We start from the raw sequence: 14,273 nt of genomic DNA, 5'->3' as shown, positions 1-14,273 counted from the left end.
AGTTTATGCAAAAAAGCCGTCCCCATTACCGGGAACGGCTTGATTTCCTGCCCGGAGCTCCAGTTCTGCAGCCCCTTTATGATGGCGTTCTTACAGCGCCATTGTATAAATTTTTACGACATCCTCACGCTCCAGCTTGCGGAAATTACCGAACGGTCCGAAACGCACCGCTTTGTCGGCCATATTTCCGATTTCGCTGTCATTGATATCATAGTCGCCCAAGGTCTTCGGCGCACCGATGGAATCCCAGAAGCGGCGCAGTGCTTCAATGCCTTCAAGACCGGCTTCTTCATCGCTTTTGCCGGACGGATCAATGCCGAATACGTTCACGGCCAGCTGGCGGAAGCGGGCAGGGTTCGTACTGAGGTTGTACTTCATCCATTGCGGGAAGAGAATAGCCAAACCGCCGCCATGCGGGATATCGTAGACTGCTGATACGGCATGCTCGATGTTGTGTGTTGCCCAGTCTCCGGCGAAGCCCATGCTGACCATGCCGTTCAGAGCCATTGTGCCGCAGTACATAATCGTTTCGCGCAGCTCGTAATTGTTCAGGTCCCCGATCAGCTTCGGTGCCGTTTCAATAACGGTGCGCAGCAGCGTCTCACAGAAACCGTCCTGTACAGGCGTGTTGCCGTCGGTATGGAAATAATGCTCCAGAACATGCGACATGATATCCACCATGCCGTAGACAGTCTGGTCACGCGGCAAAGTGAAGGTGTTCTCGGGATCAAGGATGGAAAATGCCGGGAAGGCATGCACGCTGCCCCAGCCCATTTTTTCCTGGGTGACTTCGTTGCTGATGACAGATCCGTTGTTCATCTCGGAACCGGTAGCCGCCATCGTCAGCACTGTGCCCAGCGGCAGCGCGGCTTGCGGAGCAGCCTTGCGTTCCACAAAGTCCCACATATCCCCTTCATATTTCGCGCCTACCGCAACTGCCTTGGCACAGTCCAGTACGCTGCCCCCGCCTACGGCAAGGATCAGCTCAATGTTGTGCTCCCGGCACAATGCCACACCTTTATGTACAGTGGACAGACGCGGGTTCGGCTCGACTCCGGCCAGTTCGGTCACGACAGCCCCGATGGAATTCAGCTCAGCCAGCACATTATCGTACAAACCGCTGCGTTTGATGCTGCCGCCGCCGTACATCAGCAATACGTTCTTACCGTATTTCGGGACTTCGGTCTTCAAAGCCTGCAATGTTCCTTGTCCAAAAATCAGCTTGGTAGGATTATAAAATTCAAACTTGCGCATATGGGTAAACCTCCATTAGTTGATGAATGTGATGCAATTTCATATTATAGACCTCCGGCGTGCGTCATTCAAATCACAGCGTCTCCCCGTATCACGCCAAGCTGAACGAACTGTATAAGAAAAGCCCCCAAACCTGCATGGCCGGGGACATTAATACTAACATTCAGTTGTTTATAGGGCTCCGAAGCTCTGCACAAACCGGCGGAAAGCGGCTTGTCCTTCCGGTGTCCGTTTGTAGACCCCGGCATGCTCCAGAATATGGGTGAACTTGATACCGACCTCATTCTGCACGATTTTGACAGCTTCTTCGTGGTTGTGACCTGTGCCGAAACGTTCGGCCAGCTCTTGTATCCACGAGGCATGCTGTGCAAGCGCGTGATCAGCTTCACTCTTCACGGCAGCCAGTAGCGGGAGATCTCCGGCAAGCACGCCTGCGATAGCATCCAGCTCTTCCTTCAGTCGTCCCGGCAGAATAGCCAGACCCATAACCTCAATCAGGCCGATGTTCTCCTTCTTGATATGGTGCATCTCCCGGTGCGGGTGGAATATCCCTTCGGGGAATTCCCCGCTGGTCCGGTTGTTGCGCAGCACCAGATCCAGCTCGAAGCCGCCGTCTTCCGCCCGCCGCACGATTGGAGTAACGGTATTATGCGGGGTTTCCACACCGTCAACTTCGCTGAAAGCTAATACCTCAGCCTCAGGATCGCTGTAGGATTTCCAGGCTTCATAGAGATCGTTGCCGCATTCCAGCAGCACTGCAGGGTCCGCTCCATGCAAACGCAGGACCGACATCGGCCACTTCACGATGCTGAGGCTGACGCCCGGGTAGGAGGCATGGGTGAACGTCTGCTCTTTCGGTGCTTTCTGGATCGGGAAGGTGTGGCGCCCGCCCTGAAAATGATCATGGGTAAGAATCGACCCGCCGACAATCGGCAGATCGGCGTTCGAGCCAATGAAATAATGCGGGAAAGCTTCCACAAAGCTGAGCAGACGCTTCAGCGACTCCTTGGTCAGCTTCATCGGCACATGATCGTGATGGAACACAATGCAATGCTCGTTGTAGTACACATACGGCGAGTATTGTAAGAACCAATTCTCATTGTTCAGCTTCAGCGGAATTACACGCAGGTTCTGGCGCGGCGGGTGATTCAACCGTCCGGCATAACCCACATTTTCGCGGCAGAGCAGGCATTTCGGATAGACCGGCGGAGGGAGCAGCCTGGCCATGGCGATTTCCTTCGGGTTCTTCTCGGGCTTGGACAGGTTAATCGTCATTTCGATATCCCCGTATGGTGATTCCTGCAGCCAGAACACATTCTTCGAGATCCGGTCCATGCGGATATAGTTGGAATCGATGCTTAATTTGTAAAAGCGGTCGGTTGCCGCCTCAATCCCCTTCTCAGCCGAGAGGCTATAGAATTGGGCATTGACTTCAGATGGCCGTGCCATCAGCAGGCCCATAATCTTCGCATCCAGCAGATCACGGTACGTATCGGTATTCTCCGGGATCAATCCGATTTCGAAGCCATAATCAATCAGAATGTCCAGCGGTCCCTGCGGGCTCTCAAGCGGTGTTTCACTGAATTCAAGGTCATACGGCTCACTGAAGCCGAACTGGTCCAACAGTTCATTGCGGCTATAGTCAACATCGGCAGGCTGGATCAGCTCCTGGTGCAGCGCAAACAGCACAAGCTGTTCGATGGCATGCAGCGCCTTCTCTCCGGCCGGAGCGGTATTAATATCGTTAGGCATTTAAATTCTCCTTAATGTGGTGTAGCGAGTTGTCTGCGTCCTTTTTTGGGGGGGCAGCTGGTTCAATAGAAAGCCAGACTACCCCGGACAGCCAGGAGTTATTCTTCTCCGTATCCTTGCGGATTCGCTGAATGCCAGTTCCATGCGCTCTGAATAATATCCTCAAGGTCCGCATGCTGCGGAGTCCAGCCGAGAATGGAGCGGGCTTTGTCAGAAGAAGCTACCAGCACAGCAGGATCACCGGCGCGGCGCTCTTGAATGACAACCGGAATGTCCAGCCCGGTCACCTTCTTGGCGGTTTCGATCACTTGTTTGACCGAGAAGCCGAGGCCGTTGCCAAGGTTGAAGATATTGCTTGCACTGCCGCTGCGCAGATAGTTGACCGCCCGGACATGGGCGTCAGCCAAATCGCTGACATGGATATAGTCGCGGACGCAGGTTCCGTCTTCGGTCGGATAGTCTTCGCCGAAGACAGCAATGCTCTCCCGCTGCTTCAGCGCGGTTTGCAGCACCAGCGGAAGCAGATGGCTCTCCGGACGGTGGTCTTCGCCAATCTTGCCGCTGGCATGTGCCCCTGCAGCATTGAAGTAGCGCAACGCCACGTACTTGATGCCAAGCACCTTGTCAAACCAGGCCATCATGCGTTCCATCGTCAGTTTGGTTTCACCGTACACATTCGCCGGCTCTGTGCGGTCGGTTTCCTCGATCGGCACCTTTTCCGGTTCGCCGTAGGTTGCGGCCGTGGAGGAGAAGACGATTTTGTCCACACCTGCATGCTGCATCGCTTCCAGCAGACACTGTGTACCATATACGTTGTTGTCATAGTATTTGACCGGGTCCTTCATGCTCTCGCCCACCAGCGAGCTTGCGGCAAAATGGATCACCGCTTCAATCTTGTTCTCCGAAAACAGCTTGGCCAGCAGCGCCTTGTCCCGCAGGTCACCTTCATACAGCTTGCCGCCCAGCAGCGCCTCACGGTGGCCTGTCAGCAAATTGTCGATAACCACAACTTCCTCGCCCCGCTCCAGCAGTTCAGCTACTGTATGAGAACCGATATACCCCGCTCCACCTGTTACCAAAATCGCCATCTCACTTCACTCCTTTCAATTCTTCCACACCATTGCCGATACCGCATACGTAGAATTCGCCTACCAGACCGGATCTGGTGGTATAGGCTTCACCGACTTGACGGATAAAGCGTTCGACATCATCCTCATGCACCAGTGATACCGTACATCCGCCGAATCCCGCACCGGTCATCCGCGAGCCAAGGGTTCCGGGAATCCGCTGCGCTTCTTCAACCATAATGTCCAGCTCCTCGCAGCTTACTTCATACAGATCACGAAGCGAGACATGGGAGTCATTCATATATTGACCAAACTGCTTCAGGTCATTGTTCTTAAGTACTTCAACCGAGTCAAGCACACGCTGGTTCTCTTCCACTACATGGCGGGCGCGGCGTCTGACGGTTTCATCTGTAATTTTGTGCTGATGGATTTCAAATTGCTGAGGTTTCAGCTCTGCCAGGTAAGACAGGGAAGGAACCTCCTGCTTCAGAATGGACAATGCTTCGTCGCACTGGCTGCGGCGTTCATTGTATTTGGAATCCACGAGACCTCTCTTCTTGTTCGTGTTGCCGATCACCAGCTTGTAGGCGCCGGTCACAAATGGAATCAGGTTGTACTCCAGCGTATCGCACATCAGCAGAATCGCGTGGTCGCGCTTGCCGTTGGCTACGGCGAACTGGTCCATAATTCCGGAGTTTACGCCGACATACTGGTTCTCCGCACGCTGGGACAGCAGCGCAATTTCTACTGTATCCGTATCCCCACCCAGCAGTGTCAGGAACGCGAAGCCGGTAACCACCTCAATGGAAGCGGAGGAAGAAAGGCCCGAACCGTTCGGAATATCACCGTGGAACAAGAGATCGTAGCCGCCGGAAACCGGAAGATCCTTCTTCGCCAATTCCACCATGACGCCAATCGGATAGTCGATCCATTCCCCTGTTTTGGCCTTGCCGATTTCGCTGAAGTCCATGGAAGCTTCATAAGGAAGATTCGTCGATGCGAATTGAACCTTGCCGTCGCTGCGCGGGCGTACAATCAGTGTTGTGCCGAATTCCAGCGCTGCCGGCAGTACATAACCCCCATTGTAATCCAGATGCTCTCCAATAAGATTGACACGGCCAGGTGCGTAGAAGACGCGTGCCTCTTCGGTACTCTCCCCGTACTTCTCAATAAATTTGCTGTTAAGTTCCTGTATGCTCATTAGTGCCACTCCATCCTTTCGCTGCTCTTGCTTCAACTTGGAATCAGTCTTGCTGTCTTCATGGTTATATTATAATAAAATCAGACTTGCCCTGATAATGCAATCATGTGTGCAATGCATGGATAAATGTGACTTCCGTGTTATAATCGGAGGACGGGCATTTCCAGCGATTACCCGTTCCCAAAGCGGTGACAGCGTTAACTCCAGAAAGGAAGCTTCTTCGTGGAACATACTTATTCCGTAGGGTCAAATCCCGTCTATTATGATAAGCAAAATCTGCATGTACTGTTTGCCGGCGAAAGCCAGACCTTGCCGCTGCATCAGGCCGGTCCCAAAATCTATGATTATTACCTGCTTCACTTCATTGAATCCGGCTCCGGGACCTTCCGCACCGAGCAGCGCAAATATGAGCTGGGACAAGGCGACTGCTTCCTGATCCATCCCGGCCAGCTGGTCAGCTATCTCTCGGACGAGAAGCAGCCCTGGCGCTACCGCTGGGCCGCTTTCACCGGTGCGGAAGCCGACGCGCTTGTGCTGCAGACCGGCTTCACGCCGCAGAAGCCGGTGCTCTCCACTGCTGAAGGCAGTGTCATCCCAGCCGCGATGGCCGGGATGATGCAGGCATTTTACGCCAATAAGGAGAGCGCCCACCTGACTTCACTCGGCTATCTGTATCTGATTGTCGGAGAAGCCGCTGAGCGGCATATCTCCTCCTCCAGGCTGTCGGGGGCAGAATCACAGGTCAAGCGCACCGTGAAGCAGATGATCCACTATATGGCCTCCCAATATGCTCACCCGGTCTCAATTGAGCAAATGTGCGGCAGCCTCGGCTATAACCGCGCTTACCTGTCGCGGATCTTCAAGCAGGAGACCGGTCTCTCACCGGTGACCTATCTGCTTAAGCTGCGCATCGAGAAATCGCGCCAGCTGCTGCGGGAACGTCCAGAATTATCCGTGGAGCAGGTTGCGGCATCCGTTGGACTGACAGATGCCCTGTATTTCTCCCGCCAATTTAAACGCTTCTGTGCCCAGTCTCCAACCGCTTACCGCATCTCAACGGCCAGACCCGGGGAGAAGAAGCAGCCTTGAGATCTGTTTTATTGAGGCCAGAATTCTGTACACCATCCCGAACCCAATAAGACACTGCGGCTCTCGATAGCCGCGTTGATCTCAGTCCACCCGGCAATCCTGCTGAATTCTCTGCACCTTGCCGTGGCCCGCGCTGAACCCTCTCACCTTATTGTGTGATGCGCTACCACACGGTATCAAGCTGATTAGTTAACCTCGTATCCCTCCGGAGATAACATGCTGCAAACGGACTCCATAGCCACTATTACGCTGATCCACCTGTCTTTTACACAAATTCGGACCTCAGAGGCGTTATTTCCAATATTGCGCGTGTTCTGCCACTTTTCAGATAGAATAACGGCTATACGGTCCGTTTGTGTAAGTTTTGGATGTTTCTCCCCGAAATAACGTCCCCTCAGTCCGATTCGCACCTCACTTCATCCCCCTCTATTCCCTATGTTATGTCCATCCCTTTCCCAGGTTGCCCTATTCCTAATTGTCCAACTACAGCAACAGCCCGTCTTCCGGTCAGGAAGCGGGCTGTGCAGCAATAGGCCCCTAAACGGGATGCATATGGAGGCCATACATGTAGTGGATGTGAAGCTTACACATCACTCTCTGTCTTGAGGATGGTCTCGATCCGATCCAGCTCCTCCTGGGTAAAGTCCGCATGGGACAACGCGGCGATGTTCTCTTCGATCTGGCTCACCCGGCTTGCGCCAATCAGCGCAGAGGTCACTCTGCCGCCGCGAAGTGTCCAGAGGAGCGCAAACTGGGCCAGACTTTGGCCGCGCGTGACAGCCATCTGGTTAAGGGCGCGGATCTTGCGCTGCACCTCCGGTGTAATCCGGCTTTCATTCAGCGCGGTGGATGGACCGGCCGCTCTTGAATCCTCAGGGATACCATTCAAATATTTATTGGTCAGCAGGCCCTGGGCCAGCGGAGTAAACGCAATGCTGCCGATACCGTTCTCTTCCAGCACATCCTGCAGTCCACCTTCGATCCAGCGGTCCAGCATCGAATACCTCGGCTGATGAATCATGAGCGGAGTGCCGAGCCCCTTCAGAATGCTGACCGCCTCCACGGTCTGCTCCGCCGTATAGTTGGATAATCCGATATATAGCGCTTTGCCTGACCGCACGGCATAATCCAGCGCGCCCATCGTTTCTTCCAGCGGTGTCTCGGGGTCCGGACGGTGAGAATAGAAAATGTCGACATAGTCCAGACCCAGCCGTTTCAGGCTCTGATCCAGACTGGACAGCATATATTTGCGTGAACCCCATTCCCCATAGGGTCCAGGCCACATATAATATCCCGCCTTAGTAGAAATCACCATCTCATCACGGTAGGGGGAAAGGTCACGGGCGAGCACCTTGCCGAACAGTTCCTCTGCCGAGCCTGCGGGCGGGCCATAATTATTGGCCAGATCAAAATGGGTAATGCCGAGATCAAACGAACGGGTAATCATCTCCCGGCCATTCTCATAAGTGTCGATCCCGCCAAAGTTATGCCAGAGTCCCAGTGATATCGCCGGAAGCTTCAGTCCTGATCTGCCAGAGCGGTTGTACTGCATAACTTCATACCGTTCATCGCTAGCCACATATACCATTGCTTATCCCTGCCTCTCGTATCCTCAGTTGTCACATTACCCTATTTTAAACCACTGGAGGCCGTTGTAATCTTGTAATCTGAAATCACCTGCAGTGATACGCACAGGATGTGAGATCTATAAGATTCTCAGAGCTGTTCCTGAACGGCTCCCATCACTTTCCCGATCCGGTCGGTAATAATCAGATCCGCCCTATGGTCATACGGTGTCGGGTCACGGTTCAGCAGCACCGTATGCCGCCCCCGGAAGTAGGTGACGAGGCTGGCTGCAGGCTGAACGGTCAGCGAAGTGCCGCCGATAATAAGCAAATCTGCAGCCGCAATCGCTGCGACCGCCCCAACCAGCACATCATGGTCCAGCTGTTCCTCATAGAGCACCACATCCGGCTTAATGATGCCGCCGCATTCCGGGCAGAGGGGCGCCCGTTCAGCAGACTGAATCACCTGCTCCAGACCGTAATAACGGTTGCAGCCCATGCAGTGATTGCGGTGGATAGAGCCATGCAGCTCCAGCACCACACGGCTGCCGGACAGCTGGTGCAGCCCGTCAATATTTTGCGTAATGACCGCCTTCAGTTTGCCTTGCCGCTCCAGCCCTGCCAGCAATAAATGAGCACCGTTTGGCTCTGCCTCCGGGTGAATCATTTTGCTGCGGTAGAAATCAAAAAAAATGTCCGGCGAGGACATAAAAAAACTGCGGCTCAGCATCACCTCGGGCGGATAAGGCGAGTTATGCTCAGTCTGGTATAAACCCGCCGCTGAGCGGAAGTCCGGAATACCGCTCTCCGTGGATGTTCCGGCTCCTCCGAAAAAAACGATGTTTCCGCTATCCTTGATCCAGGAAGCCAAAGTTTGCAATGGATCCATAGTCTGCACACGCACCCTTTCTACGAGTTATTTGTTAACAGGTAATGCGGAGCTCATGAAAGCCGGAAACGACGATGTCGGCATCCTGCAGATGTCCAGCCGCTCCGGCAGAAGAGATGCCGACCGATAAGCGCAAGCCCGCACCTTTGCCGAGCTGCATATCCGCATTGCTGTCACCGATAATAACAGTCTGCTCCGGCAGCAGGCCCAGTTCCCGGCAAGCGGTTTCGGCCATCTCGGGATCCGGTTTGCCATTCGATACCCGGTCCCTCGTGACAATAGTATGGAAGTAACCGGTTATTCCAAGTAAGTCCAGCTGCTCACCTGTGGTCTTGTCACCATCGGATGTAACTACACCCAGCTGCAAGGAAGCATCGGCACATTGCTGCAAGAACGGCAGCAGGTCCGGCAACGGCTCGATTGTGTGGCGTCCGCGTATTCCATTCATCGCATCCTTGGCAATGGCCTTCACACGGACCAGCGCTTCATTCCAGGGAACTCCGGCAGTGTACAGCTGCCACGCGAGAATGCCATAACTCTCTTCCGTAGTTGCCATAGAGAGAGGTCCGGCGGGATCATAGCCTATTACCTTACCTTCAGCATTATGAGATGTGCCAAGCACCTTGGACAGATCAACATGCGATCCGGTGCCGATAAGGGCAAGCTCATTGCCGAGACCTAGCAGCACCTCCTCTGCCCAGCTACCCCAAGTGGCGAGCAGGTCGAGCAGTGTTCCATCCTTGTCAAACAATATGCCTTGGCAAGGCACGGAGAGATCCTTTACATGCAGCAGTGGCATCATACGTCTCCTCTCATCTATCTATAGCCATGATGAATAGCCCGCTACCGCAGATTCCCCATCCAGTCCAGCATCGTTCGTGCTGTGCGGGCCTGCTGATCATCCTCGGTAATCGTTGCAGTACCGTCACCTTTTTGTGGCCCATAACTTCCAAACTGGGCATGATTTCCGCCCAGAATCGAGAAATATACCGTATTGCCCGGCAGATAGGAACGTCCCTCGTTGTATTTGTCCCTGTCAACAACCTCATCCTCCGTACCGATCAGGGATAATACGGACAATGTAGTGTCCTTCAGACTACCTTTCTCATCGGGATAGGAAGCGAGAAAAAAAACACCCTTCAGCTGATCCGGATGCTCTGACGCATAACGGGACGCCATCACACCGCCCAGCGAATGACCGCCGAGCACAAAAGACTGCTTGGGATGCACGCGGATGATTTCATCTGCGGCATCGCCCTTGATGACCGCGAGATTCAGCGGCATGCGGGCTATATAGAATGGATGCCCGGCAGCGGCAATCCGTTTGGCCAGCGGGGCATAAGCCTCTGCTTCCACCAATGCGCCGGGGTAAAAAATCACTGCCGTCCCCAAAATGACCGTGGGCTCAAAAGAGATCCAGTTGTCGTTCTGCTCAACAGACACACCTCCGGCGGACACTAGCGCAGACTCGGCCTTCTCTGCCGGAGTATAAGGGGTTAAGTATTTCCACAAGAGCAACCCCGCCACAATTAAAAACAAAAGCAGTGCTATGAGGATGCTGCGTCTGGTGATTCTTTTTTTCAATAGTGTTCACTCCCGGGTACTGCATACAAAAATTATAGAGGAATCAAGTAAATCAAACAACCTTCAACACATCGCCACAATTGAGTCTTGTGATAGCGCTTACCATTGTGATGTATTTCACAATTTATTCTTCGAAAATCTTGTATTTTAAAATTAAAGTAATTTCCACAGTGCATAATTTGGAGGTTAGGTCATGACCAGGGAAAACACGCTGGAAACGCGCGGAGAAACTTTTTTCCTTAACTTGCGTTTCATGCTTATTGTTACCGTATTTGTAGGCAACGCCATTGAACCTTTAATTAGCCGCATGGATGGAATGCACAGTCTTTATCTGTGGATCTTCAGCTTTCATATGCCGCTCTTCGTGCTGGTAACAGGCTATTTCGCCAGAAAGAGCCTCACCGGGTCCGCAGGCCGCAAGGTGCTGCTGCAGATCGCAATGCAATATCTTATTTTTCAGAGCCTATACTCAGCCCTGGACGTTTCCCTCTTCCATGTATCCAATATCCATCATTCCTTCTTCGCCCCTTATTTGCTCCTATGGTTCCTGGCCAGTCATGCCTGCTGGCGTCTCCTGATGCTGGGGATGGGCAAATGGTCCCGAGCGGCACAAATCACCTTCGCCGTAGCGGCGGGAGTGGCCGTCGGATATTTACAGCTTGACGGGGTCTGGTTCAGCATCAGCCGCACCTTCGTATATTTACCCTTCTTCGTAATCGGCTATCATTTTTCATTTAGTACCTTTGCCAAATGGGTTCAGAGGTATGTCAAAATTGCAGCAGCCGCATTCTCTGTCCTGATTTTTGCCCTCCTGGCTGTACTGGGCTCCGGGTTTCCAATGGGCTGGCTGTACGGGAGCATGACTTATATGCAGCTTGGGGCAGGCGAATGGTATGCGGGTCTGTACCGGCTGGCTGTCTACGCTCTGCAAATCACCGCTTCCCTGGCTTTTCTGGGCTGGGTGCCTTACCAGGTTAGCCGTATGACTGACTGGGGCCGCCGCACACTCTATGTCTTTCTGCTGCATGGCTTTATCGTGCGTTTGGCCGCCATTTCCGGAGTCTACGCCTATATCGGCAACGCCGCCGGGACAGCTCTTCTGCTGCTCTGCGCAATCCTCTCTACGGTGCTGCTGGCCCAGCCCGGGGTAAAACGTCTGCTTCACCCGATTGTCGAGCCTTCTGTCGACTGGATGATCACCCTGCAGCGGACCGCCCTGCGCCGCACACCCTGACTCTAGCGTGCTATAGAGGCAGCAAGCTCCGTCTTCTAACGATACGCACAGCTGTTATTTTCCTTATTGAATAGTGAACATTCGCGGAACGTCCACTCAAGCTCTTATCTATGATCGTTCGAAACAATAAAAGGGGGTGTCTAAAAGCCAATTCCTTCACGGCTTTTGAGACACCCCCTTGATGATGGAGAGTAGATAGAGCTACAAGTTTGCTTCATCCTGCTCCATCGTATATTTCACCTGCATAATAATATGCTGTTCGTAATCTCCAAATTGGCGGCCAAAAAGGTTCAACCCGCCCTGATGAACAGCATCAGGATTGATTCCAATGCGCAGCCGCAATTTGGGGCTGCGGTTAATCAGAAGATCATCTAAGGTAACACCCGATACCTTCTCCATATCGAGCGTCGTCTTTTCATGGTCAACACGCCAGGTCTTGAGAAACCCGTATTGTGTGGATCCATCCCACCACCAATTCGGATTCAGTTTGCCGCGCCGGTCACCGAAATCACCGGGACTGGTCCACATGCCGATCTCCGAACCATTCACCCATACGGAAATATTCGAAGGCCAGTTCTGGTCATAATTCGGAGCTTCGGAACACATCTCCATAGACAGCTCAAGCGATTCAATTCGCGCTCCGGAGGGGATATCCATAGGCAGCAAATATTCCAGGAATCCTTTGCGGAGCCAGATCAGCTGTGCGTTGACATGTTTAGGGTGATAAAAGCTTGACGGTTCATCATCTCTGATAATAAGGCCCTCGCTATTCGCCATCCCGCATGTAGGAGATACCTCACAATCGCTGTAATGGCCGATCGGCATCTCTACTTCATAGACATGGGTAACTCCCGTCGACATCGGCTCTTTCAGATTCAAGGCAATGTGGAGATCATCGTAATTCCTGCTGCAGACTTTCATCGCCCCGCGGGAGGCCGGAACTAATTCTGTATGAATTAACTCAGCCGCTTCCAATACTTTGATATTGCTCGCTACCGTCGAAACCGGAAGCTTCAGCTTCTCGGCTATTTCGATAATATTTAAGTTTTTAGAGTTTAAGAGCCGAAGAATATCAACCCTCGAGCGGGTTGATAAGGCATGGGTCACCGTGACCAGTTTGTCCGGGTCATTTAAGCTAAGTTCCAGCACAATTCAGCTCTCCTTATTTCCTAATCATTATACTCATCTTACTTCTTAATGAACTGAAAAACAATTAAGTCTGCTGTTCACAGGTTTGATATCAATGAAATCAATTTCTCCGTATCCTTCGCCTTTCGCAAACCGGATCTTGTTCTGTCCTGCCTTCAATTGCACCCGGGCTGTGGAGAGCCCCCAGTTCTCCCAGCCTTTATTGGTGATGTAAAACGGGCTGGAAGGTCCTGAATTGACACTAAGCTGAAGATTGGACCAATTCCCGCCAGCCGTTCCGTTCGCCGTCCGGGCCAAAAGAATATATTCGCCTGCAGATGCCGCCTGAACTGAAAATTCCACGTAGCTCGCCGCTGTATCCAGATGACCCGCTTTAAGACCTCCCGAGCCCTTGGGACTGGCTGAGGCATAAGCCTCTCCACCAAATATCCCCTCTTCCCCTTCATAACGGAAATGAGGGGCTTCGCCGGATGGCAAAGCAATCGGGTGATCAGGATCTGCGGGAGCACCGAGATTAGGCGTCTGGTCGGCATTCCAGCTGAAGGGCTGCGTGCGAACCTCGCGGTTCCATCCAGCTCCCCTGTATTTGGCGACATGGTAGACGATCCAGTCCTCCGTGCCATCTACAGATGTAGTAAACGAATTATGCCCCGGCCCGTAAAGTCCGTTTGCTGAACTGAATATAGGCTGGCTGCGTTTAACCCATGATGCGGGATTCATTAGATCACTCGATGTGTCTGCTGTGATCAGTCCCAGACAGTAATCATCGGTCCAGCTTCCGCTTGCCGAATAGACCAGACTGATGACACCCCCGCGCACTATCACCTGCGGGCCTTCATTTACATGCGGGGAATGGTTGGTTTCCCAGCTATGGGCGGGTCTTGAAATCTCTATGCGGCCGGAATCAATCGTCCAAGGATTGCTCATATGGGCAATGTAGAGATTTTGCCGCACATTGATATCACCCTCCCAGCCCGACCAGATAAAATACAGCTCGCCATTCACCTGCAGCACAGTGCCGTCTATAGCCCATTTGTCGGATGCATCTGTGATCTGGCCCTTAAACTGCCAGGTTCCCGTTGTCGGATCAGCGGAGGTATTCTCCATGACATACATCCGGTGGTTCACATTGTCTCCGTCGTCCATCGCGTAGTAGATATACCAGGCCCCGTTAATATAATGCAGCTCAGGTGCCCATATGCCGCTGCCGCCTGTATTCACAACCTTAGTGGGAGCAGCATCTATCATAGTCAGCTGGGCGGACTTCCAGAGGGTAACATTGCCGCCGGTTGTTTTGGTGAAATAGTAGAACCCGTCTGTATGCTTATAAACCCAAGGGTCCGCTCCATCCTGCATGACTACGTTGTAGAAGTTGTTATGGCTGGGGACGGCATATGTCTCCTGACCCATTGGAAGAATAAGGAGTACGCCTATGGCCAGCAGCCACTTATTGCGAATATTTCCCTTCATAACCCTTCACGTTCCTTTC

General features: G+C 52.9%; 12 protein-coding genes. 2 read left to right on the top strand and 10 right to left on the bottom strand.

All coding sequences use genetic code 11. The features are described from left to right. Positions 1-90: 90 nt before the first annotated feature. The 4 genes from MHI45_RS28335 to MHI45_RS28320 all read right to left on the bottom strand — a co-directional run bounded on the left by MHI45_RS28335 (position 91) and on the right by MHI45_RS28320 (position 5,274). Positions 91-1,254, bottom strand: coding sequence for an iron-containing alcohol dehydrogenase (locus MHI45_RS28335; RefSeq protein WP_341119800.1), 1,164 nt, complete (start codon positions 1,252-1,254; stop codon positions 91-93). Positions 1,255-1,425: 171 nt separating this feature from the next. Then, positions 1,426-3,006, bottom strand: coding sequence for a UDP-glucose--hexose-1-phosphate uridylyltransferase (locus tag MHI45_RS28330; protein WP_341119799.1), 1,581 nt, complete (start codon positions 3,004-3,006; stop codon positions 1,426-1,428). 98 nt (positions 3,007-3,104) lie between these two features. Then, complete coding sequence (gene galE, locus MHI45_RS28325; RefSeq protein ID WP_076111435.1) at positions 3,105-4,094, bottom strand: UDP-glucose 4-epimerase GalE; 990 nt, start codon at positions 4,092-4,094, stop codon at positions 3,105-3,107. Position 4,095: 1 nt separating this feature from the next. Beyond that, positions 4,096-5,274, bottom strand: coding sequence for a galactokinase (locus MHI45_RS28320; RefSeq protein WP_341119798.1), 1,179 nt, complete (start codon positions 5,272-5,274; stop codon positions 4,096-4,098). A 222-nt stretch (positions 5,275-5,496) separates the two neighbouring features. Between MHI45_RS28320 and MHI45_RS28315 the strand changes: the two genes are divergently transcribed. After that, positions 5,497-6,363 (top strand): AraC family transcriptional regulator, encoded by an 867-nt coding sequence (locus MHI45_RS28315; RefSeq protein WP_341119797.1) that lies wholly within the window; start codon positions 5,497-5,499, stop codon positions 6,361-6,363. Positions 6,364-6,946: 583 nt separating this feature from the next. Here MHI45_RS28315 and mgrA read toward each other — a convergent pair. The 4 genes from mgrA to MHI45_RS28295 form a co-directional block, all read right to left on the bottom strand. Continuing rightward, positions 6,947-7,951, bottom strand: coding sequence for an L-glyceraldehyde 3-phosphate reductase (gene mgrA / locus MHI45_RS28310; RefSeq protein WP_076111428.1), 1,005 nt, complete (start codon positions 7,949-7,951; stop codon positions 6,947-6,949). A gap of 128 nt (positions 7,952-8,079) precedes the next feature. Continuing rightward, positions 8,080-8,817, bottom strand: a complete 738-nt coding sequence (locus MHI45_RS28305; RefSeq protein WP_076111427.1) for an NAD-dependent protein deacylase — start codon at positions 8,815-8,817, stop codon at positions 8,080-8,082. Positions 8,818-8,851: 34 nt separating this feature from the next. Beyond that, the gene (locus tag MHI45_RS28300) at positions 8,852-9,619 is read right to left on the bottom strand and encodes an HAD family hydrolase (RefSeq protein WP_306080829.1); all 768 of its coding nucleotides are present in this window, start codon (positions 9,617-9,619) and stop codon (positions 8,852-8,854) included. Between the two features lie 41 nt (positions 9,620-9,660). Beyond that, positions 9,661-10,401: an alpha/beta fold hydrolase gene (locus MHI45_RS28295; RefSeq protein ID WP_076111423.1), complete on the bottom strand. Its 741-nt coding sequence runs from the start codon at positions 10,399-10,401 to the stop codon at positions 9,661-9,663. Between the two features lie 193 nt (positions 10,402-10,594). On the opposite strand from MHI45_RS28295, the gene MHI45_RS28290 reads away from it, so the two are divergent. Further along, the gene (locus MHI45_RS28290; protein WP_076111421.1) at positions 10,595-11,635 is read left to right on the top strand and encodes an acyltransferase family protein; all 1,041 of its coding nucleotides are present in this window, start codon (positions 10,595-10,597) and stop codon (positions 11,633-11,635) included. 201 nt (positions 11,636-11,836) lie between these two features. Here the strand turns inward: MHI45_RS28290 and MHI45_RS28285 are convergent, their stop codons facing one another. Together MHI45_RS28285 and MHI45_RS28280 are read right to left on the bottom strand one after the other, a co-directional pair. Continuing rightward, complete coding sequence (locus MHI45_RS28285) at positions 11,837-12,784, bottom strand: ArsR/SmtB family transcription factor (protein WP_076111420.1); 948 nt, start codon at positions 12,782-12,784, stop codon at positions 11,837-11,839. Positions 12,785-12,829: 45 nt separating this feature from the next. Next, positions 12,830-14,254 (bottom strand): family 43 glycosylhydrolase, encoded by a 1,425-nt coding sequence (locus MHI45_RS28280; protein WP_076111418.1) that lies wholly within the window; start codon positions 14,252-14,254, stop codon positions 12,830-12,832. Between the last annotated feature and the right edge of the window lie 19 nt (positions 14,255-14,273).

The sequence above is a fragment of the Paenibacillus sp. FSL H3-0321 genome, from assembly GCF_038002865.1.
Taxonomy (GTDB): Bacteria; Bacillota; Bacilli; order Paenibacillales; family Paenibacillaceae; genus Paenibacillus_AQ.
This window is presented reverse-complemented; position numbering and strand designations above follow the sequence as displayed.

Bases quoted from the DNA above. Each gene is read 5' to 3' on its own strand.
- MHI45_RS28330 (WP_341119799.1), bottom strand. From the start codon at position 3,006: ATGCCTAACGATATTAATACCGCTCCGGCCGGAGAGAAGGCGCTGCAT.
- MHI45_RS28320 (WP_341119798.1), bottom strand. From the start codon at position 5,274: ATGAGCATACAGGAACTTAACAGCAAATTTATTGAGAAGTACGGGGAG.
- MHI45_RS28300 (WP_306080829.1), bottom strand. From the start codon at position 9,619: ATGATGCCACTGCTGCATGTAAAGGATCTCTCCGTGCCTTGCCAAGGC.
- MHI45_RS28280 (WP_076111418.1), bottom strand. From the start codon at position 14,254: ATGAAGGGAAATATTCGCAATAAGTGGCTGCTGGCCATAGGCGTACTC.
- mgrA (WP_076111428.1), bottom strand. From the start codon at position 7,951: ATGGTATATGTGGCTAGCGATGAACGGTATGAAGTTATGCAGTACAAC.
- MHI45_RS28335 (WP_341119800.1), bottom strand. From the start codon at position 1,254: ATGCGCAAGTTTGAATTTTATAATCCTACCAAGCTGATTTTTGGACAA.
- MHI45_RS28290 (WP_076111421.1), top strand. From the start codon at position 10,595: ATGACCAGGGAAAACACGCTGGAAACGCGCGGAGAAACTTTTTTCCTT.
- galE (WP_076111435.1), bottom strand. From the start codon at position 4,094: ATGGCGATTTTGGTAACAGGTGGAGCGGGGTATATCGGTTCTCATACA.
- MHI45_RS28305 (WP_076111427.1), bottom strand. From the start codon at position 8,817: ATGGATCCATTGCAAACTTTGGCTTCCTGGATCAAGGATAGCGGAAAC.